General features: G+C 32.4%; 5 protein-coding genes. 3 read left to right on the plus strand and 2 right to left on the minus strand.

Features of this window, described 5'->3' with window-relative positions; all coding sequences use genetic code 11:
* Positions 1–45 precede the first annotated feature (45 nt).
* The 3 genes from N456_RS14420 to N456_RS14430 all read left to right on the plus strand — a co-directional run bounded on the left by N456_RS14420 (position 46) and on the right by N456_RS14430 (position 14,121).
* Positions 46–11,814, plus strand: a complete 11,769-nt coding sequence (locus tag N456_RS14420; RefSeq protein WP_158447897.1) for a non-ribosomal peptide synthetase — start codon at positions 46–48, stop codon at positions 11,812–11,814.
* 39 nt (positions 11,815–11,853) lie between these two features.
* Positions 11,854–13,209, plus strand: coding sequence for an MFS transporter (locus N456_RS14425; RefSeq protein WP_062058659.1), 1,356 nt, complete (start codon positions 11,854–11,856; stop codon positions 13,207–13,209).
* A 93-nt stretch (positions 13,210–13,302) separates the two neighbouring features.
* Positions 13,303–14,121, plus strand: coding sequence for a carboxypeptidase-like regulatory domain-containing protein (locus N456_RS14430; protein ID WP_082422545.1), 819 nt, complete (start codon positions 13,303–13,305; stop codon positions 14,119–14,121).
* Positions 14,122–14,462: 341 nt separating this feature from the next.
* On the opposite strand, the gene N456_RS14435 is transcribed toward N456_RS14430, so the two are convergent.
* Positions 14,463–14,660: a hypothetical protein gene (locus N456_RS14435; RefSeq protein ID WP_148639337.1), complete on the minus strand. Its 198-nt coding sequence runs from the start codon at positions 14,658–14,660 to the stop codon at positions 14,463–14,465.
* 68 nt (positions 14,661–14,728) lie between these two features.
* Positions 14,729–24,418, minus strand: coding sequence for a GEVED domain-containing protein (locus N456_RS14440; protein ID WP_062058668.1), 9,690 nt, complete (start codon positions 24,416–24,418; stop codon positions 14,729–14,731).
* Between the last annotated feature and the right edge of the window lie 278 nt (positions 24,419–24,696).

Genomic DNA, 24,696 nt, shown 5'->3' on the forward strand with positions numbered 1-24,696 from the left:
CATTCTATATTAGCAACTCGTTTGGTATCCATGATTCGAAAAAGAATGGAAGTAGAAATTTTGATTAGAGAAATTTTTATGTATCCAACAGTATCACAATTAGGCGTTCATATGTTGGAGGCAACAAAAGGAAACGTATTACCAGAAATAATATCATATCAGAAAACAGATAAAGTACCTCTATCTTTTAGTCAAGAACGACTATGGTTTATAGATCAATTAGAAGGGAGTTTAGGATATCACATACCTATATTATTACAACTAAAAGGAAATATAGATAAAGAAGTTTTAGAAAATTCTTTTAGAACAATTATATCTAGACATGAAATTTTAAGAACCGTAATTACATCTGATGATGGAATAGGATACCAATACTCAATACCAGCTGATGAATGGAAAATGGATGAGATTTCTATTAAAAAAGCAGAAGAGATATCAGAAAAATTAGAAGAGTATATCGCTCAGCCTTTTGATCTATCAGAAGATTATATGTTTAGAATGTGCTTATTTAGTTTAGGAGAACAAGAATATATATTAGCAGGAGTATTTCATCACATAGCTAGTGACGGTTGGTCAGATGGGATCTTTGTTAATGAGTTTGTATATCTGTACAACACTCTTAAACAGCAACAACAACCCACACTCTTACCATTATCGATACAGTATGCAGATTATGCTATTTGGCAGAGAGAACATATACAAGGAGAAGTTTTAGAGAAAGAATTAAGCTATTGGAAAGAGAAGTTAACAGGAGCAACTCCTTTATTATTACCTACAGATTATGTTAGACCTTCAGTGCAAAGTTCTAACGGAACTAGTATTTCGTTTTCACTAGATAAAGGCATACAAGAAGGGGTATATAAGATTTGTAAACAAGAAAAAGTAACTACATTTATGATGCTATTGGCTTCTTTTAATGTATTACTATATAAATATAGTGGACAAAAAGACATCTGTGTAGGGACTCCTATAGCTAATAGAACTCAAAAAGAAGCCGAAGGTTTAATAGGCTTTTTTGTAAATACTCTAGTATTACGAAATAGTTTAGAAGAGAATATATCCTTTCTGAATTTCTTACAACAAGTAAAGAAAACTACTTTAGAAGCATATGGAAATCAGTCTGCACCTTTTGAAAAAGTGGTAGACCATGTCATTGAAACTCGTGATATGAGTATCAGTCCATTATTTCAGGTATTATTTGTATTTCAGAATAAGTTAGCTCATCAGGGTGATATGACATTAGATGGATTGACATTATCACCTTATAATTATGAAAGAAAAATATCTAGTTTTGATATTACAATATCAATATCAGAAAGTGATTCTGGTTTTGAAATAGATATAGAATATTGTACAGATATATTTAAAGAAGAAACAATTATAAATCTATCGAAGCATTATGAAGAATTGTTAAAAGGGATTATCAAAGATTCTGATACTAAAATTAATGCATTGGGTATATTAACAAAAGATGACAAACAAACATTGTTGTATGATTTTAACCCTAAAGCATTTACTTTACCAGAAAAAAAGACAGTATTAGATTTATTCCAAGAACAAGTAACTCTTGTTCCAAATGCTATAGCCGTAGTTTTTGAAGAAACAACAGTAACATATAGTGAATTAGATAAAATAACAGACGATCTAGCATTATGTTTACAACAAAAAGGAATTTCTAAAAACGATTTTGTAGGAATCTGTATTGATCGTTCTTTAGAAATGATTATAGGTATTCTGGGAGTATTAAAATCAGGAGGAGCCTACGTTCCGATTTCACCCGATTATCCGTCAGAACGGATTGATTATATGCTCCAGGATACTCAAATCCGGATCATCCTTAGTAATAGTAATTGTATAGATAGTTTAATCAATCAAAAAAGTATAGATTTTATTTTACTAGATAAAAATGAAACCTATGCTAACGATATAGTAACGCAAAGGGATATAAATACGATAGAGGCAACAGATACAGCCTATGTAATTTATACTTCAGGTTCTACAGGAACACCCAAAGGAGTACTAGTTTCTCACCAGAATTTATTAGCATTAGCACATTCTAGACTTTCTTATTACGGCACTATTGAGTCAATGGTACTATTACCATCTTTCGTTTTTGATCCTTCAGTATCAGTAATCATAGGAACACTACTTACAGGAGGGCGTTTAATAATCCCTACAGAATCATCAATTAGTGATCCATCAGCAATAAAAAACCTATTGAATACTAAGATAGATCTCATATTGTGTGTACCTACATATTACGAGTTTTTAGTAGATGAAGGAATACTAGATGCTACAGAATTTAGAGGTGTGATTCTAGGAGGAGAAGCATTAAGTAAATCAATTGTTTCTAAGCATTTTGATACATATTCTGATATACCTATCTATAATGAATATGGTCCAACAGAATGTACAGTATGGTCTACAGTATCTAAAATTACAAATCCAGATCAAGTTATAACTATCGGTAGCCCTATCAATACAGCTCAGATATATATCATAGATAGTTATTATAATTTAGTGCCAAAAGGAGTTATTGGAGAAATTTGTATCGGTGGATTAGGAGTATCCAAAGGATATCTGAATAGAGAAGATTTAACTCAGGCAGTATTTGTACCTAACCCTTTTGTTAAAGGAGAACAAATTTATCATACAGGAGATTTAGCAAAATGGTTGCCTGATGGTACGATAGAATTTATAGGTCGTAAAGACGATCAAGTAAAAATCAGAGGATATCGAGTTGAATTAGGAGAGATAGAGAGTATTTTATTAGAGAATGAAGAAGTCAGAAGTTGTTGTGTACTCGCTAGTAAAGATAATTTAGGAACGAATCGTTTGATTGGTTATGTGGTAACCAACGGAGAGTTTAAAAAACATACTATTCAAGAATTTTTAAAGACTCGTTTACCAGAGTATATGATTCCTCAATTATGGGTTTCTTTAGACTCGATGCCACTAACCAGTAATGGTAAAATAGATAAATCCGTTTTACCTGATCCAGAAATGACTCAGTTATCTAAAGTAGAGTATGTAGCACCTAAAAGCGAAACAGAAAAGCAACTAGTAACTATTTGGCAAGATTTATTAGAGGTAGAACAAATAGGGATACAAGATAACTTTTTTGATATGGGAGGGCACTCTTTGTTAGCGACTCGACTAGTTTCTAGAATTCGTAAGGAGATGGAAATAGAGATCACAGTGAAGAATGTATTTACATACCCTAAAATATCTGAATTAAGCGTTCATATAGAAAAGCAAGCAAAAGGAGTATTGCTACCCGAAATAGTACCTCAGGAAAGAACAGAGAAAATACCTTTATCCTATAGCCAAGAACGATTATGGTTTATTGATGAGTTAGAAGGCAGTACAGCATACCATTTGCCTGTAGTAATGAAATTGGAAGGGAAATTAGATATACAAATTCTAGAAAACTCTTTTAAACTTGTTGTTGATCGTCATGAGGTACTAAGAACGATAATATATAAAGAAGATGGTGTTGGTTACCAAAAAATTATACCTTCAGATGATTGGAGTATAGAGATTGTTAGACTAGAAAATCCAGAGGATTTAGAAAGCCATGTAAACACTTACCTAATAGCCCCATTTGATTTATCAAAAGACTATATGTTTAGAATGAGGTTATATGATTTAGGAAACAACTCTTATGTAATTGCAGGAGTATTTCATCATATATCTAGTGATGGTTGGTCTAATAACATTTTGATCAAAGAGTTTACACATCTATATTATGCATTAAGCACTACGAGTACAATTGAATTACCTCCATTATCAATTCAATATGCTGATTATGCATTATGGCAACGAAAATACGTGTCAGGAGATGTATTGGATAGACAGTTAGAATATTGGAGTAACCAATTAAGAGGAACATCTCCGTTGTATCTTCCTATAGATTATACGCGTCCTTCTATCCAGAGTAATGAAGGAACAAACATTGGGTTTACATTAGATGAGGAGTTGAGTGATGCTTTAAAAGCAATGAGTAAGAGAGAAGATGTTACAATATTTATGCTTCTGCTTACAGCTTTTAAAGTTTTGTTATATCGCTACAGTGGTCAGGAAGATATCTGTGTAGGTACTCCAGTGGCTAATAGAACTCAGGGTGAAATAGAAGATGTTATAGGTTTCTTTGTTAATACCTTAGCATTAAGAAGCGATCTGAGCCAATCGCCAACATTTACAGCATTATTACATCAGGTAAAAGAAGTTACTCTAGGTGCATATGACCATCAGCAAGTGCCTTTTGAGAAAATAGTAGATAAAGTCGTAACAACAAGAGATAGAAGTATTAGTCCTTTGTTTCAGGTAATGTTTACAGTACAAGACTCATTAGAAACAGAAGAAACAACAGCTTCTATTATAGAAGGATTGAAACTCTCTTCGTATAATTTTAAGGAAGATACAGCACAGTTTGAGATTACATTAACAGCTATGACTAGTAGTAAGGAAATTTTCTTTAATATAGAATATTGTACAGCGTTATTTAAGGAAAATACCATTCAGAAAATGTTTATACATTTTGAAGAATTATTGAGAAGCATTGTTAAAGATTCTAAAACATCAATAGGAAGTTTATCAATGTTACCTACTAAGGAGAAAGATCAATTGAAGGATATTTTTAATGAAACTAAGGTCGTATACCCTTCAGAAAGAACAATTATAGATCTTTTTAAAAATCAAGTACTACAATCACCTCTAGCAACAGCTTTAGTTTTTGAAGGAAAAAGTATCAGTTATGAAGAATTAGATAAGAGATCAACTTCCTTAGCATCTTATCTTCATAAAATAGCAGGAACTAAACAACAATTTATAGGGATTAGTATGGAGCGCTCTACAGAAATGATTGTAGGGATACTATCTATTTTAAAATCTGGAAAAGCCTATGTGCCCATAGATGCTACTTATCCAAAAGAGCGTATTGATTACATATTAAGAGATGCAGATATATCAGTAGTTGTAACAAGCTCGGCAAATGCTCACAAGTATACAACCGAAGAAAATGAACATATTGTTTCGATCCTATTAGATGAAAAATGGGAAGAGGTTTCTGAAAAATCTACAGAAATCATAACAGAAGTGGTATCTCCTAATGACATAGCTTATGTAATTTACACCTCAGGTACTACGGGACAACCCAAAGGAGTTTTGATTAGTCATCATTCATTATATGACTATGCGCTAACGTTTAGTTCTTATTTTAATCTTCAATCAGATGATAAGATCCTACAGCAAGCCAGTATTTCTTTTGATGTTTCTGTAGAAGAGATTTTTCCTATTTTAATAAGTGGAGGAGCGCTACATTTAGCGACATCTGCTAAAGACTTTGATGCATTATTACAGGTATGTGAACAAGAAGAAATTACCTTGTTAAGTACCAGTCCATATTTTGTCCAATATCTAAACACTGTTAAAGATAATTTTAAGCTTAAGCTTCGTACCCTAATCAGTGGAGGAGATGTATTAAAACCAGAGTATGTTACTAATTTATATTCAGAAATCCCTGTTTATAACACATATGGTCCTACAGAAAGTACAGTATGTGCTACATATCATAGTATTACAGATATAGAATCTTCCACCATTCCGATAGGAAAACCAATTACTAATAGAGTAATCTATATCGTCAATCAATCATTAGAATTACAACCAACAGGAGTGTCAGGAGAAATTCTTATAGGAGGATCTGGTATAGCCCAAGGATATCTAAATAAGGAAGAATTAACCAAAGAACGTTTTATAGAGAGTCCTTTTAGAGAAGGAGAAATTGTATATCGAACAGGAGATCTGGGTAGATGGAACTCAGAAGGTGCTATAGAATTTATAGGTCGAAAAGATAACCAAGTAAACATTAGAGGATATCGTATAGAACTAGGCGAGATAGAAGCAGCATTATCTAATATGCCATTAGTAGAAAACTGTTGTGTATTATGCAAAGAAGATATTAATAGTACTACTCAATTAGTTGGTTATATAGCATCACAAGAAGAGATTGATAAACAACAAGTCATAGAATTTCTTAGAGATAAGTTACCAGAATATATGATTCCGAAGTTATGGATTATGCTAGATGAAATACCTTTGACTACTAATGGAAAAATAGATAAAAAAGCACTTCCGGATATAGAATTATCAAAACTTTCTACAGTAACTTATCAAGCTCCAAGAAATGAGATAGAAGAACATTTAGCTATTGTTTGGCAAGAATTATTAGGAGTTGAGCAAGTAGGTATACATGATAATTTCTTTGACTTGGGAGGGGATTCAATTATTACAATTCAGGTAGTGAGTAGACTTAAACGTTATGGATATCACTTACAACCTAAAGACTTATTCGAATATCAAACGCTATCGGGTTTATCCAAAGTGGTTGAGAAAAAGATAGATCAAATAAAAGGAGAACAAGGAGTCTTAGAAGGTGATTGTGCTTTATCACCAATACAGCAATGGTATTTTGAAGAAGGATATGCTACAGATTCACATTTTAACCAATCAATTTTTGTAGCGGTATCAAAAACAATAGAGCAAGAATATTTAGAACAAGCAACTATAGCATTAATAGCCTATCATGATGCATTACGTTTTTCATACCATCAGGAAGAAGATATATGGATTCAAAAATATAAGAACCATACAGGAGAATTAGAAATTGTTGATTTGCAAAACGTAGATGGAGATATCTCTGATTTGATAACAGAAACATGCACCTCATATCAAGAAGGATTAGAGCTTAGTACAGGAGAAATTTTTAAAGTAGTTTTGATTAAAACTCCAGATACAGAAGAAATGAACCGTTTATTCATTGTAGCACATCACTTGGTAGTAGATGGCGTATCATGGCGAATTATATTAGACGATTTTAATACCATATTAGAAACTCTAGAAAAAGAAGAAAAAATTAACCTTGGAGTAAAAGGAAGCTCTTTTAGAGAATGGGTTACTGAGTTTAGAACATACGCAACTCATACTTCAGTATTAAAACAATTACCATACTGGAAATCTATATCAGATGATTATATCCCATTACCAATGGATAATGAAGATAAAGATTCTAAATTTAAAGATCTGATAGAATACTCAATTCGATTAGATAAGGAGTATACTTCTCTTTTGTTAAAAGAAGTATACCATGCGTATGGTACAGAGATCGACGATATTTTATTATGCTGTTTAGCACTAACACTAACAGAATGGACTCACTCCGATAAATTGGTTATCGGAATGGAAAGCCATGGACGAGAACATATATCTAAAACCATAGATAATAGTAGAACTGTTGGATGGTTTACCAATTTATATCCAGTTTCGTTATCAGTAACAAGTAAGATTTCTTTAGGAGAGTTGATTAAATCGATAAAAGAACAATTACGACGTATCCCAGATAAAGGAATAGGATATAGTGCTTTGCGATATATGCATCCTTCTCAGGATATCAGAGAGCAGTTATCTAATACTTCTTGGGATGTTGTTTTTAATTATCTAGGGCAATTAGATAATACAGTACAAAAAAGTGATTGGTTGGATGCAGCTTTAGAATCACCAGGTTCTGAGATTGGAGATATGACACCAGTCCCAGAAAGTTTAGCAATTAATAGTTCAGTAGCAGGAGGAGAGTTAACGATGGGATGGAGCTTTTCTGAAGAAAAATTCTCTCAGGATACTATAGAAAAACTTGCAAAAACATATTTAGAAAATCTTAAAAAGATCATCACCCATTGTACAGACCAAGAAAAAAGAGAATTGACTCCGTCAGATTATGGTTTAGAAAAAGAAATCGATTATCATGATTTTAATACATATGCAGCTACATTAGAACAGATTACACATCAAGGAAAAACAACTCTTACTCCTTTATACAAATTGAGTCCTCTCCAAGAAGGGATGTTGTTTCATGGTGTTTTTACCGAGAACTCTAATGCATACATAGAGCAATTAGTGATAAACTTTTCTAAGACGATTGATGTAGAAGTAATGAAAGCATCATGGGATTATGTTCTTCAAAATCATAGTATATTAAGAAGTGCATTTATCTATGGAGAATTTAGTATACCACTTCAACGAGTGTATCAAAAAGTAACACTTCCTTTTGAAGAATTAGACTATACTCAATATAGTATATCCAAACAAGAGGAATTATTTGCTGACTTTTTGGAAAAAGATAAGAACACACCTTTTGTATTTGATAAACCTCCATTAATGAGGGTGACCATGATTAAAACATCAGCAAATACTTTTAAAATGATATTTACAAATCATCATATACTGATGGATGGATGGTCGTTTTCTATTATCATGGGAGAGATTATGAATGCATATGAAGCGATTACCAAAGGAGAGCAATTACCAGTAGTAGAAGAAGATCTGTTTGAAGATTATATTAAATATATAGGTGGTAAAGATATATATGAAGAAGAAAAGTTCTGGAAACACTATCTAGAAAAATTAGATACCCCTACATTATTACCTTTTATAGCACCAACACCTCTTAGAAATACAGAAACCAGTGAGCAAGGAAAAGAGACATTAATTATAGATCAAGCTCTTACAGAGCGATTAAAAGATTATGCTCAGAAACATCGATTAACGGTTAATACTTTAGTTCAGGGAGTTTGGGCATTATTACTATCTAGATATACGAATACTGAGGATGTAGTTTTTGGAGCAACTGTATCAGGTAGATCAACGGATATGGAAGACTCAGAGCGTAAAGTTGGTTTATATATTAATACACTACCATTATGTGCAAATATAGATAAGGATAAATCGATTGTAGAACAGTTACTAGAACTACAATCAGGACACACAGCATGTCGAGAACATCAATACACTAGTCTATCTACAATCCAAAGCTATAGTACAATAAAAGGAGACCTATTCGATAGTATTGTAGTTTTTGAAAACTATCCTATCTCAGATACTCTTTTTGAAGAAGAAAGTTTATTAGAAATAAAAACGATAGAAGCAAAAGAACAAACGAATTATCTATTTACGATAACAGCGAGTTTAGGCAAGGAACTAGAAATAGATTTTCAATATGTTAAAGACTTGCTTTCTGAGTATTATATAGAAATGATTACATCTCATTTTGAGGTTGTTTTACATCAGTTAATCACGCTACCAGAAGAAAGTAAAATAAAGGATATTAGTATATTTTCTAAAAAAGAGCATGACTTGCTAACTACAGGTTTTAATACGACTACTGTAGATTATCCTTTAAAAACAACAATACTTAGTGTATTTAATGACCAAGTAATACATACTCCACATGCTATAGCAACTGTTTTTGAAGATGTAACAATGACCTATGCAGAATTAGATACACGCTCTAATCAGTTAGCCGCTTACTTGATAGAACAAGGGGTTAAAACAGGTGATTTAGTCGGTATTTGTTTAGATCGCTCTTTAGAAATGATAATAGGGATTATGGGTATTCTTAAATCAGGGAGTGCATATGTACCTATAGACCCAGAATCTCCTAAAGATAGAATCCATTATATTATAGAGGATAGTGCTATTTCTGTTTTTGTAACAGATCAAAAACAATCATTAAGTATAGGCGATAAAGACGATATAACTTTTATATGTATAGATAAAGACTGGGAAATAATCGAAACACGAATATCCAAAACCTTATTAATCCCTAGTCCAGAGGATATAGCTTATGTAATTTACACCTCAGGTACTACAGGGCAGCCCAAAGGAGTTTTGATTAGTCATCATTCATTATATGACTATGCGCTAACGTTTAGTTCTTATTTTAATCTTCAATCAGATGATAAGATCCTACAGCAAGCCAGTATTTCTTTTGATGTTTCTGTAGAAGAAATTTTTCCTATTTTAATAAGTGGAGGAGTACTATACTTAGCCAAATCAGCCAAAGACTTTGATGCATTATTACAGATATGTGAACAAGAAGAAATTACCTTGTTAAGTACCAGTCCATATTTTGTACAATATCTAAACACCGTTAAAGATGATTTTAAGCTTAAGCTTCGTACCCTAATCAGTGGAGGAGATGTATTAAAACCAGAGTATGTTACTAATTTGTATTCAGAAATCCCTATTTATAACACATATGGTCCTACAGAAAGTACAGTATGTGCTACATATCATAGTATTACAGATATAGAATCTTCTACCATCCCGATAGGAAAACCAATTACTAATAGAGTAATCTATATTGTCAATCAATCATTAGAATTACAACCAACAGGAGTGTCAGGAGAGATTCTTATAGGAGGATCTGGTATAGCCCAAGGATATCTAAACAAGGCAGAATTAACCAAAGAACGTTTTATAGAGAGTCCTTTTAGAGAAGGAGAAATTGTATATCGAACAGGGGATTTGGGGAGATGGAATCCAGAGGGTACTATAGAATTTATAGGTCGAAAAGATGATCAAATAAACATTAGAGGATATCGTATAGAATTAGGTGAGATAGAAGCAGTATTATCAAGTATGCCATTAGTAGAAAACTGTTGTGTATTATGCAAAGAAGATATTAATAGTACTACTCAATTAGTTGGTTATATAGCATCCTCAGAAGATATAGATAAGCACTCTGTTAGAGTATTCCTCAGAGAGAAATTACCAGAATATATGGTTCCTCAATTATGGGTTATGCTAGATGAAATGCCACTGAATATCAATGGTAAGATTGATAAAAAAGCACTCCCAGAAGTAGATTTATCAGCTCTTTCTACAGAAACGTATGTTGCACCTACCAATGATGTAGAGCAAAAAGTAGTTACTATCTGGCAAGAATTACTAGGAATCGAACAAATAGGAATACACGATAACTTCTTTGACTTAGGAGGACATTCTATCTTAGCTATGAAACTTATGGTTATTATCAATAAAGAGTTTTCTAAAGCGATGAATATTTCATACCTATTCCAATACCCAACAATAGCATTATTTAGCGAGCAAATTGTTTCAGGTGACGGTACAGAAAATAAAATCCTTATAGAGTTTAATACACAAGGAAGTAAAAGACCTATTTTCTGTGTACATCCATTAGGAGGTACAGTAATGATATATAAAGACCTTAGCGAATCTTTAGGATCTCAACAACCATTCTATGCATTTCAATCCTCTGGGATGGACGGAGAATCACCAATCCTTAGAACAGTAGAAGAAATGGCAGTATTGTATATTAAAGAGATGCAAAAAATTGATGAGATTGGTCCTTATACCTTAGCAGGATACTCTTTTGGAGGAAATATAGCTGTAGAAATGGCATTACAATTAAGAAATAAAGGATTTGAGGTAGTAGAGTTATTGATTTTTGATACCCCTCCTCCGACAGAAGAAACAGAGGAAATGACGACATTAGAGTTCAAGGAATTTTTAAGCCATATGATTAAAGGAATCAATACAGAATATGATACAGATATAGCAACCGATTCCTCACAGTTCGAAAATAAATCAAAAGAAGAACAGTTAGAGGTATTATATTCTTTAATTCGAACTTCTGAAATAGCGATCACAGAATCTCAAATGAAAGGAGTAATAGGAGTAGTGATGGCTAATGAAGAGTGTCGATATACAGCAGAAATAGATCAAAAATTAGATGCTAAAGTTATCTTGTTTAAAGCAAATGATGGATCAGATGCAGAAGAGATTAAGAAACAAGAGAGTACGGCTTATGGATGGCAGGAATTAACGACACAACCTGTAATTATAAAACATCTTACAGAAGATCATGAGACGATACTAAGGCCGCCTTTTGTAAAAGAAGTTACAGATTATCTAACCTCTAGAGAAGTAATCTCATCAAATGAATTAGTAAAATAGATTTTAAACATAAATATTTATTAGCATAAAAACGAGTAGATGAAAAAATATATAACCTATTTATCCTTTTTAATACTATCTCTATTTGGAACGGATTTAACAGATTTTGCATTAAGTGTATGGATATTAGATCAACCTGGATCTAGTGTTAGTTCATATTCCTTAGTATGGTTTTTTGAAGCAGTTCCAGGAGTTGTCCTTGCTCCTTTTATAGGTAGTTTAGTAGATAGATGGAATAAAAAACAAATGATTGTATGGGGACAGGTAGTAGCAGGTGTAGGAAGTGTTGCCCTTATGATCTTACATCATTTTGCGTTATTACAAGCTTGGCATATTATGATTGTAGCAGGAATTGGATCAATTGCAAGTATGTTTGTTTTTGATGCGTTTCAGGCATCGACAAGTACTTTGGTTACCAAAGATAAGTTAGTTAAAGCTAATAGTATGTCTAGTACAATGTATGGCGTGGTACAGATGGGAGTACCAATACTAGCCCCAGTATTATATAAACTTATAGGTATAAAAAGTATCTTTTTTATTGATGCAGTAACTTTCTTGATTTCGGTAGTAGCCTTTCTTTTATTAGGATTTATAGTAGTCGCAAGATCTAGCGAAAAATTTAATTTACGAGCAGATTTAGAGGTAGTAAAGTCCTTTATAAAAGAAAAACCAGGGTTTAAAAGTTTCATTTTTTTCTTTTTCCTAATGTCTTTTTTAATAGGTTTTATAAGTGTACTATTTACACCATTAGTTTTAGATTTTTCTAATGAGTATGTATTAGGTATTGTGATGTCTTGTGCAGGATTGGGGGCTTTAGTAGGCGGAATACTTGTAGGAGTAGTCAAAGGAATTAAACGACCAATGAGTACTATCATTAATCTAGGTTTTGTAAAAAGTATAGTATTTTTTGCAATCTTTCTTTATATCAGTCAATACTCACTAGCAATAGGAGGAATCATATTAATGGCACTTTTTACTGTAGAAATGGTGGTTAGTGAGGCATTCTTACAAGCATTGATTCCAGTAGAAAAGCAAGGAAGAATAATGGGAGTAGTCTCATTTTTTGTAGGTATAGCAGCGCCAATAGCCTATTTCCTAGCAGGTCCTCTAGTCGATTTTGTAAAATTAGGAATTGAAAAATTTTATCCCGAAATGTATACCCATTATCCAGGAACCAATCTTACAGCTGCAATAGCAGTTGTATTTGGTTTATACGGACTTTTTCTATTATTAATATCACTGATATACAAAGCAAAAAAGACATTTGTTCATTTAGATAACTTATATGTCGAAGAGTTGAAAAATCAAAAAGAAGAATTATCAAAATCAGAAGATGATCTAATAGAGATTGATGAAAGCAAGAAACCATTAGAAGAAGCATCAATTGAAAATTAATTTCTATTAGATAGTAAGTGGTACATAAATTGACAGGTAAAACTAATAGTATGATTCATAAGAATAACACATTTTATAATAAAAAATAAATAGATGAATAATTATCTTAAGAGTATAATCCTAATAATGATAGCCAGTATATCATATGGGCAAGAAATATATAAAGGACATATAATTGATAATGAAACTAAAGAAACACTACCGTATGTAAATATTGGAATTATAAAAAAGAATATAGGTACAGTATCAAACAATGAAGGTTTTTTTCAGATAGAACTGACATCTCAGTACGATCAAGATTCTATACAAATATCAATGATCGGTTATAAGAAGTATGTTAGAAGTGTATTAGATTTTAAAAAAGAGATATCAAAATCAGAAAGCATTGGGTTGACGCAAGAAACTAATATATTAGATGAAGTAATCGTATCTAATAAGAAGAAAAAAGTAAAGATATTAGGAAATAAAACGAAATCAAAAAGTATGGTTGGAGGGTTTTCTTCTAATCAATTAGGAAATGAAGTAGGAATTATTGTAAAGATCAAAAAAAGCCCAACACGTATAAAAAGTTTTCATGCATCGATAGCTTCTAATGAGTATGAAGAAGTAAAATTTAGGCTTAATTTTTATAGCGTAAAAGATAAAATGCCGTATAAAAATATACTCAAAGAGAATATTATATGCTCTACATCTATAAAAGAAGGTGTCTTTACTGTTGATCTTAGCAAATATGATATTGTAGTAGAAGATGATTTTTTTGTTTCTCTAGAGTGGATAGAAGATTTAGGTAAGAATGGGCTGCTGTTCTCTGTAGGTCTTTTTGGTAGTTCTATAATAGAAAGACAAACAAGTCAAGGAACATGGAACAAAGTAGGAGTAGGAGTAGGTTTTAATGTTACGGCAGAATATTAAGGAGTCTATAGATAAAACCTGGTAGTGTCCAACATACTGTGTAAATAAAAATTAGGCAGGTTTTAAAACCCGCCTAATTTTTTTTGTTTAATTTTAATAACACAGTTTTCTTATGGAAGATGTAAAGAAACAATTTTTAGAAAGTGGCTTACTGGATGGTTTAAAGACCGAAGCCGAGTTAACCAGTTTATTAAAACAGCTTCACAGTACTGCTTTAGAATAAATGTTCCTTTTGATTCATACACCCTATAGTATCATTTCTATTACTTCTCCATCTTCGGGGATGATAACCTTATCTATTAATTTATTATTTATTAATATTTCTTTTAACTTTTCTCTAGTTAATAATGATTTATGGACTCCATATGGTTTGCAATAACTTTACCCGAAGTGTTTTTTACAAATTTTAGAATATCATCCACATTAATGATAAGTTGTTTAAATAAATCGAACTGAGGAGCACCGCAAGCTAAAACACTAATATCTGGATTATAATTTTTTAAAACTTTATCTACTATAATCAGTTTTAAACCCTTCAAAATAAATAGAAATAAAAAACCCAAGCATAAAGCTTGGGTTACATATAATTAATTAAGGAGGTGAAGGGTTATTTCTTAACTAATCGAGTTTTTATTAGTTTTTGCCCATTATCTACTTCTAGTATATAAGTTCCAGATTGGATATCATAAATAGAAATATTACCTCCATTTAATTTCCCACGTTTAACAACCTGTCCAAAAATAGATATAATTCTATACGTTAAGTTCTCTGCTTTAGAGTTTCTTAATTTAACCTGAATATAATCTAATGCGGGGTTAGGGTAAACTATTATTTTATTATCTGAAATCTGAGTATTTACATTAGAAAGAGCTGAACGATTAGTAAGAGTTGGGCTATCAGTAATACTAACTGTATAATCTTCTACTTTTCCTTGGCTAAAAGTTTCACAAGGGGTTTGCTTATCTCCAGATTTAAATAAGATACGCATTCTTGTTAGACCCAATATAGCATCTGATGGAATTGTAATATCATTCTCGAAATTTATAGTGCCATTGACAGAAGTAACATTCACTACTTTTTCATTTGGTTCAAAAATTCTATTTTGATTAAAGTCAATCCAAACTCCTAAAAAGTACTTATTAAGAGGACTCTGACTAACATTAAAAGATTCAGAATTTATACTAATTTTATTGACACTTCCTTTAGCTACAGTAGCAATTTTTGACGTAGAATTGCTGTAACCAAAATTATTTCCAAAACGCTCAGTATTTGTCATTCCTCCAAAAGAAACATATTTTATCGAATTAAAAAGAGAAGAATTTCCATTAGGAATACAATAAGGAGCATCTTGAGTTTTAAAGGTTAGCACTTTACTTGCTTTAGAAACATTTCCTGCTTTATCTTTAGCTTTGATAGTTACTGTATACGTAGTGTTTGGTTTTAAATCAGTAAGAGTATAAGAAGTATTTGCTGTAGCGCTTAAACTTGTTTCTGCTCTAAACACTTCGTATTCGACTATTCCAACATTATCTTCAGAAGCATCCCAAGAAATAGTAGCTCCTGCTTTTGTAATGTTAGATACCGTAAGGTTATCAGGTGCTGTAGGAAGTTCTGTATCAGGAACAATAGTTACTGTATAATCTTCTACTTCACCTTCTTCAAAAGTTTCACAAGCCGTAGTTGGTGCTTTCTTATTATTAAATACAATACGTATCCTTGTTTTACCTAGTTTAGCTGTGAAAGGAACAGCAAAAATTCCTTTAACGTCAGTATCATCAGATGTGCCTGCCCAAACTTTTTCTCCTTCATCATCAAAATCTTTATCTTGGTTGTAATCAATCCAGACTGCATATCCTGCCTTAGAAGTAGAGCTTTTAGGAGTAATACTAATAGCGTTGTTTTCTCCTTTTACTAACTTCGTTAAAGTTTTTGTGTGATCTGAATGCCCTTTTCCGCCAGTAGAAGAGTTGTTAATAGTACCCAATATTACTTTTTGAATATACTGATCTTTTCCACTCGTTGCTTTAGATACACAATAAATATCTTGAGTTTTAAATGCTTTTTTACCAGCTTTAGAAACATTTCCTGATCTATCTTTAGCTTTTACATAAACGGTATACTCGGTATTAGCTTTTAAATTAGATACTTTAAAAGAGGTAGCTGTTGTAGAACCTAAACTAGTTTCTCCCTTGAATACTTCATATTGGGCTACTCCAATATTATCTTTGGACGCACTCCAAGCAAGGGTAGCACTTGTTTTTGTGATATCAGATACTATAAGGTTACTAGGAGCCGTAGGAAGTTCAGTGTCTTTTGGAAAAATAGTAACTGTATAATCTTCTACTTCGCCTTCAGCAAAAGTTTCACAAGCCTTAGCTGGTGCTTTCTTGTTGTTTAACACAACACGCATTCTTGTAGTACCTAGTTTTGCTGTTGAAGGCACTTTAAAAGTTCCGCTAACCTGAGCATCTTTAGATTTAGCCTTGGTCCAAACTTTTTCACCTATATCTTCAAAATCGCCATCTCTGTTATAATCAATCCAAACCGCATACCATACATCAGAAGTATTGTTTTTAGGAGTGATGGTAATTGTATTGGTTGCTCCTTTTGCTAACTTCGTTGAAATTGATGTATAGTCTGAATATCCTTTTGCGTCAGTAGAAGGGTTGTTAATAGTACCCAATACTACTTTTTGAATATGCTGATCTTTTGCATTGGTTGCTTTAGACTTACAGTATGTGGTTAATGTTACTGCGTTACTTGCTTTAGAAATATTTCCTGCTTTATCTTTAGCCTTTATAGTGAATGTGTAAAGAATATTAGGATTTAAATCAAGATTCAAAAAAGTATTTTTATCACCTAGAATTCTTCTTTCACCAATAAATAATTCATATTCAGTTACTCCAATATTATCTTTAGAAGCATCCCAAGAAAGGCTAGCACCTGTTTGTGTGATATTAGTTACTATAAGGTTAGTAGGAGCTGTAGGAGGTGTAACATCACTACCTTCTGGAAAGATGTTAACCGTATAATCCTCTACTTCGCCTTCTGCAAAAGTTTCACAAGCCGTTGTTGGTGCTTTTTTGTTGTTTAAAACAATGCGCATTCTTGTACGACCTGTTTTAGCCGATGACGGTACTTTAAAAGTTCCGTTAACTAGAGCATCTTTAGAGGTCTTTGTCCAAACTTTTTCTTCTGCATCAGAAAAATCGCCATCTTGATTATAATCAATCCAAACCGCATACCATACATCAGAAGCATTGTTCTTAGGAGTGATGGTAATTGTATTGGTTACTCCTTTTGCTATCCTAGTTGAAATTGATGTATAGTCTGAATATCCTTTTGTTTCAGTAGAAGTTTTATTAATAGTACCCAATACTACTTTTTGAATGTATTGATCTTTTGCATTGGTTACTTTAGACTTACAGTATGTGGTTAATGTTACTGCGTTACTTGCTGTAGAAATATTTCCCGCTTTATCTTTAGCTTTTATAGTGAATGTGTAAAGAGTATTAGAACTTAAATTAAGATTCAAAAAAGTATTTTTACCACCTAGAATTCTTCTTTCACCAATAAATAATTCATATTCAGTTACTCCAATATTATCTTTAGAAGCATCCCAAGAAAGGCTAGCACCTGTTTGTGTGATATTAGTTACTATAAGATTAGTAGGAGCTGTAGGAGGTGTAACATCACTACCTTCTGGAAAGATGTTAACCGTATAATCCTCTACTTCGCCTTCTGCAAAAGTTTCACAAGCCGTTGTTGGTGCTTTTTTGTTGTTTAAAACAATGCGCATTCTTGTACGACCTGTTTTAGCCGATGACGGTACTTTAAAAGTTCCGTTAACTAGAGCATCTTTAGAGGTCTTTGTCCAAACTTTTTCTTCTGCATCAGAAAAATCACCATCTTGATTATAATCAATCCAAACAGCATACCATACATCAGAGGCATTGCTTTTAGGAGTAATGGTAATTGTATTAGAAGTTCCTTTTGCTATCCTAGTTGAAATTGATGCATAATCTGAATATCCGTCTCCGCCAGTAGAAGTTTTATTAATAGTACCCAGTACTACTTTTTGAATGTATTGATCTTTTGCATTCATTGCTTTAGGAACACAAAACGTTTTAAATGTTACACTACTTGCTTTAGATTTATTTCCAGCTTCATCTTTAGCAATTATTTTATATGTATAAGAGGTGTTTGGCTTTAAATCATTAAATACTAAATTTGTTGTTGAGTTATGACCTAATAATTTTCCGTTTCTATATATAATATATCTATCTAATTTACGATTATCTACGGAGGCTTTATAAGAAATTTTAACACTAGTTCTTGTTATGTTATAAGCTCTAAGATCTTCAGGGGCTGTAGGAGGTGTAATATCTGCACCTTTTGGAACGATGTTAATTGTATAATCTTCTACTTCTCCTTCTTCAAAAGTTCCACAAGCCGTTGTTGGTGCTTTTTTGTTGTTTAAAACAACACGCATTATTGCAGAACCTATTTTTACTGATGGAGGTATTGTAAAAGTTCCGCTAACCTGAGCTTCTTTAGATTTAGCCTTGGTCCAGACTTTTTCTCCTATATCTTCAAAATCGCCATCTCTGTTATAATCAATCCAAACAGCATACCATACATCAGAAACATTGCTTTTAGGAGTAATGGTAATTGTATTAGAAGCTTCTTTTGCTATCCCAGTTGAAATTGATGTATAGTCTGAATATCCTTTTGTTTCAGTAGAAGGGTTGTTAATAGTATTCAATACTACTTTTTGAATATACTGATCTTTTGCATTCGTTGCTTTAGAAACACAAAGCGTTTTAAATGTTACGGTATTACTTTTTTTAGACATGTTTCTTGCTTTATCTTTAACTCTTAAAGAGATCGTATAAGTAGTATTTGGTTTTAAATCAATTAGCACAGCAGAATTCTGAAATATACTATTTGGTTTAAATTTAAAGTCTTTTGGTTCTATATCAAGTTGTATACTTTGTATTGGATCACTATTTGAATAAGCATCCCAAGAAAGTTTAACACCAGTTTGTGTTATATTAGACGCTGTAAGATTAGTAGGAGCTTTATGCGGTGTAACATCACTACCTTTTGGAACGATGTCAATTGTGTAATCTTCCACTTCTCCCTCAGTAAAAGAGTTACAAGCATTGTCTATTTTTTTATTACTTATCGCAATACGCATTGTTGCAGAACCATTTTTTACAGTTACAGGTATAGTAAAAGCACCGCTAGCTGATGCTTCTTTTGATTTATTTTTAGTCCAGACTTTTTCTGTTTCTTCAAACTTTCCATTTCTGTTATAATCAATCCAAACCGCATACCATGCATCAGAAGTAGTACTCTTAGGAGTAATGGTTATAGTGTTAGCCGTTTCTTTTGCTAACTTCGTTGAAATTGTTTTAGATGTTGCGTAATCTGAGTACCCCTCTGTGTCAGTAGAAGTATTGTCGATATTACCTAATACTACTTTACTGATATATTGTTTTTTTCCATTGGTTGCTTCAGATTTACAAAGCGTTGTATATGTTACCGTATTACTTAGTTTAGATTTATTTCCTGCTTCATCCTCAAGAGTAATATTTATTGTATGTTCAGTGTTTGGTTCTAAACCGGTTAATATTATAGAATTCTGTGGCTCAGTAAATCTTGCTCTACCATAATTAAATTTTTTTGATTGATAAGCTTTCATACGTTTTATAGAACCTTCTGAAGTAGGAGGTTTTGACCATACAAGTTTAACACTTGTTTGTGTTACATAAAATGCTTTAAGATCACGAATAGCTGTATGTGGTGTAACATCGGTACCTTCTTTAACAATGGTAACGGTATACTCTTCTACTTCACCTTCTGCAAAAATTCCACAAGCCGTCGGTGTTCCATTATTCCGCAAGGCAATACGCATTGTTGTTTTACCTAATTTTGCTGTTGAAGGTACTGTAAAAGTTCCGCTCACTTTAGCTTCTTTTGATTTAGCTTTGGTCCAAACTTTTTCTGCTTCTTCAAATTTTCCATCTCTGTTATAATCAATCCAAACCGCATACCATGCATCAGAGGTAGTACTTTTAGGAGTAACGGCAATTGTGTTAGTTGCTCCTTTTACTAATTTCGTTGCAATTGAAGTATAGTCTGAATATCCACCTTCGCTGGTAGAATAATGATCAATAGTACCTAATTCTACTTTTTTGATATATTGATTTGTTGCATTTTGTGCTTTAGAAACACAAAGTGTTTTAAATGTTACTGCATTACTTCTATGAGAAGTATTTCCTGCAGCATCTTTAGCCAATACAGCCAATCTATAAGAAGTTTTAGAAGTTAAACCAGTAATAGCATAAGAAGTTTTTCTTGTACTATAGATGAGTTTTCCATCTTGAAATATTTCATATTCAGCTATTCCAAGATTATCTTTAGAAGCCTCCCAATTAAGCTTAGCACTTGTTTGTGATATATTAGATACTGAAAGATTATCAGGAACTGTAGGAGGTTCAGTCTCAGTAAATTTTGAAACAATATTAACTGTATACTCTTCTATTTCGCCTTCTTCAAAAGTTTCACAAGCAGTTGGTGTTTTCTTATTATTTAAAATAACACGCATTCTTGTAGAGCCAGTTTTTGCCGATGAAGGTACTTTAAAAGTTCCACTAACTTGAGCATCTTTGGATTTAGTCTTAGTCCAAACTTTTTCTCCTTTATCAGAAAAATCGCCATCTTGATTATAATCAATCCAAACACCATATCCTACTTCAGAAGCAATACTTTTTGGAGTAATGGCAATTGTGTTGGTAGCCCCTTTAGCTAAGTTTGTTGAAATTGATGTGTGGTCTGAATATCCATCCCCACTGGTAGAAGTATTATTAATACTACCCAATGCTACTTTTTGGATATATTGATTTTTTGCATTGGTAGCTTTAGAAGCACAATAGGTTGTAAATGTTACTGAATTACTTTTAGCAGAAACATTTCCTGCTTTATCTTTAGCTCTTACAGTTAATGTATAAGGAGTGTTCGGTTTTAAATCAGTAATAGTATAAAAGGCATTCGCTGTAGTACTTAGAGTTTTTTCTCCGTTAAGTATTTCATATTCGGTTACTCCAATATTATCTAAAGAAGTTGACCAAGACACCCTAGCGTTTGTTTTTGATATATTGGATACTTTAACATTACTAGGAACTGTAGGAGATTTAGTATCTGATGTGATAATATTAACAATATAATCTTCTACTTCACCTTCTTCAAAAGTTTCACAAGCAGTTGTTGGTGTTGCTTTTTTCTTTAAAACAACACGCATTCTTGTTTTACCATTTTCTACGGTTAACGGTATTGTAAAATCTCCGATAGCTTTAGTTACTTTAGATGGATCCATATCCCAAACTTTTTCTCCATCATCAGCGAAATCTCCATCTTTGTTATAATCAATCCAGACTCCATACCCTATTTTAGAAGTATTACTGCTAGGGGTAATCGTAATTTTGTTAGAAATTCCTTTTATTAAATCAGTTGAATTGTATGTAGTGCGATCTGAATATCCTTCTCCACCAATAGAAGGGCTATTAATACAACCTAGCTCTACTTTTTTAATATACAGTTTTTGCTTACTAGTCCCTTTGGAAGTACAATAATCACTAGCTAGAGTTTTGAATGTTAATGTATTACTAGCTTTAGAAATATTTCCTGTAGCATCTTTAGCTACTATAGTGAATGAGTAAATGGTATTCGGGTCTGCTCCAGTAACATGTGTAAAATTTCTGTTTGTTTGAATTCTTATTGTTCCATTTATTAATATTTCATACTTATCTACTCTTTCTGTATCTGATGAAGCCTCCCAATTAATTTTAAATCCTGTTGATGATATATTGGATACGTTAATATTACTAGGTGCCGTAGGGGGTGTAGTATCTTTTGGAATAATAATAACGGTATATTCTTCTACTTCTCCTTCTGCAAAAGTTTCACAAGCCTTTGGTGTTGCAGTTTTTTTTAAAACAACACGCATTTTTGTAGGACCTGTTTTTGCGGATAATGGCACTGTAAAAGTTCCACTAACCTGGGCATTTTTAGATTTATCGGTGTTCCAAACTTTTTCTCCATCATCAGAAAAATCCCCATCTCTATTATAATCAATCCAAACACCATATCCAGCTTCAGAAGTAGTACTCTTAGGAGTAATGTTAATTATGTTAGCAGCTCCTTTTACTAACTTCGTTGAAATTGATGTATAATCTGAATATCCTTTTGTGTCAGTAGAAGAGTTGTCAATACTACCCAATACTACTTTTTGAATATGCTGATCTTTTGCATTCGTTGCTTTAGATTCACAATAGGTTGTAAAGTTAGTTGAAGAGCTATATGCAGAGTTGCCTGAAGAACATTTGCTTCGTACTTGAACTTCATATTGAGTTGAAACCGATAAATTTTTAAAAGAAACCGAAGTAGTTGAAACTGCTTTTGTGATCCAAGAAGAACTTCCAGATGCTCGATATCTAACATCATAAGTAGCTCCAGAAATCCCATTCCAGTTTACAAAAGCTGAAGAAGCAGTTACCTTAGAAGTGGATACTTCTTTTGGCACTGTTACATTACAAGCTACTACTGATGTATCAGTAATACCAGTAATAATTAAAGAATAATTTTGGCTTCCTCCGGTTAATGTTCCTTTATGTCTAACGGTAATCGTATAAGTTCCTGAAGCACCAGAAACACCGACTCTTTCAAAAGGATCTACATTATTATCTGCTTTTGTGTTTGTAGTTGCTCCAGTTAATTTATAAGGTAAATAAGTAGTTCCGTTTTTAGAAATTCTTAAATCTAGATCATTTACTAAAACAGGTGTTTTAGAATTAACAATTCTAGTAGCAGTTCCAGGTCTATCTGTCCAAGATATTGAAGCTAGTAATGGATTGGTTCCATCTGAGGTAACTGTAATCTCATAAGTTTGATCTGGGTATAATGTAAGTTCTTCAATCCTTGATTGTTTTCCTTTTTCAGTGATGGTTTGTGATGCCTTTTTTGCATTTAATATCCCCCAGCCAAAAATAGCATCAGGTCCCTTAACCCCAGCGTCATCAGCTGTATGTAAGGCTAATCCTTTTAAGGTGGCAGCTTTCATATATTTTTTATGAGTATTTTTATGATGTTGTTGTAACAATAATAACGACCCTGTTACATTTGGTGCAGCCATTGAAGTTCCTGTTTTATTTTCATACGCTGTATCACTACTCGCAATAGTTGAATAAACATTCGTACCTACCGCAGTAATATCTGGTTTAATTCTAAAATCATCTGTAGGACCTTGACTACTACCACTATTTATTATAGCAGAAATGAAATTACCATTTTCATCAACATGTACATCTTGAGCATTGGCAACTACTAAATTATTTTTAGCAGTTGAATGATCTGTTAATTTGTCAAACCCAAAACCACTATTTGAGTTCTTATTTGCTGTATTGTCACTACCTTCATTACCTGCAGTAACTACCATTAAGTATTTTTGGGCATTAAACATAACTCTATCCCAATCTCTAGATTCCTCAATATATCCGCCAAAATAATATGGAGATAATCGCAGAGCTCCAGTTAATTTTTCTCTAAATAAAGTGTTATATGAGTGATTAGAGATAAGCATTCCATTCATAATTTCATCTATTACTTCTTTATGGTCATTATTCCAATCAGCAACTTTAACTTTTGCGTGGGGAGCCACACCTTTTGCTTTAGGTTTAAATCCAGAGGCTCCAATAATCCCTGCTACATGTTGAGCGTGATCATTTTTTTTGGAAACTCCATCAATAATAGAAAAACGATTATTGCCACCTGCTCCATCAAATTCTTGATGTGTTAAACGAACTGCACCAGCATCCCAAACATAGGCTGTCATTCCTTGTCCCATAAGATTCAATCCTAAAGATCCGCCTGAGTGTAAATGGTTTATTCTTGTTGATTTAACAGTCTTAATGCCATTAGTAGAATTATAAATAGGTTTTCCATCTACTACTTTTTGAAGCTCCATATAAGTTCCATCAGCATTTTTTATTTTAACTTTCCAACCATTTTTTTTTGCTAATAATAATGCTTCTTCTTTTTCTTTTAAAGCCTTGTCATTTAATTCTTTTCTCAAAGCTTTAAGCGCTTCCATATTGTAGTCGCTATTAACTTCTTCAATCTCTTGTATAGATTGTGTTTCTTTTGTTTTTTTCGTTTGTGCGTATGACTCTGCTTGAAAACCTAGTATAAAGATTATACTAGCCAATAGAGTCTTTTTCAATAATGTTTTTTTCATTTTTAGGGAGTTTAAAGAGTTAGTTTCCTAATTAATAGATGATTGTTTCTATTAATTCTAAACAGTTACAAAACATTTCACCCTATTATTTTAACATATTATTAATGAATTGAGGTTGTGGCAAAAAGTCGGACAAATTTTCTAAGATTTATATTATATTTTTGATTTGATAAAATTCTAAATCCATTTATTTAGGAAGTTTATACCTCAAAGACGAGTACAAAGTTTTCTTGTTAGATTATTTTTTATAGAACCTCTAATTCTAATTAAAGTAGTAC

It is taken from the genome of Aquimarina longa SW024 (genome assembly GCF_001401755.1).
Taxonomy (GTDB): Bacteria; Bacteroidota; Bacteroidia; order Flavobacteriales; family Flavobacteriaceae; genus Aquimarina; species Aquimarina longa.

Excerpts from the sequence above, each read along its gene's own strand:
- N456_RS14440 (WP_062058668.1), bottom strand. The coding sequence starts at position 24,418 with ATGAAAAAAACATTATTGAAAAAGACTCTATTGGCTAGTATAATCTTT.
- N456_RS14420 (WP_158447897.1), top strand. The coding sequence starts at position 46 with ATGGAAGTAGAAATTTTGATTAGAGAAATTTTTATGTATCCAACAGTA.
- N456_RS14430 (WP_082422545.1), top strand. The coding sequence starts at position 13,303 with ATGAATAATTATCTTAAGAGTATAATCCTAATAATGATAGCCAGTATA.
- N456_RS14425 (WP_062058659.1), top strand. The coding sequence starts at position 11,854 with ATGAAAAAATATATAACCTATTTATCCTTTTTAATACTATCTCTATTT.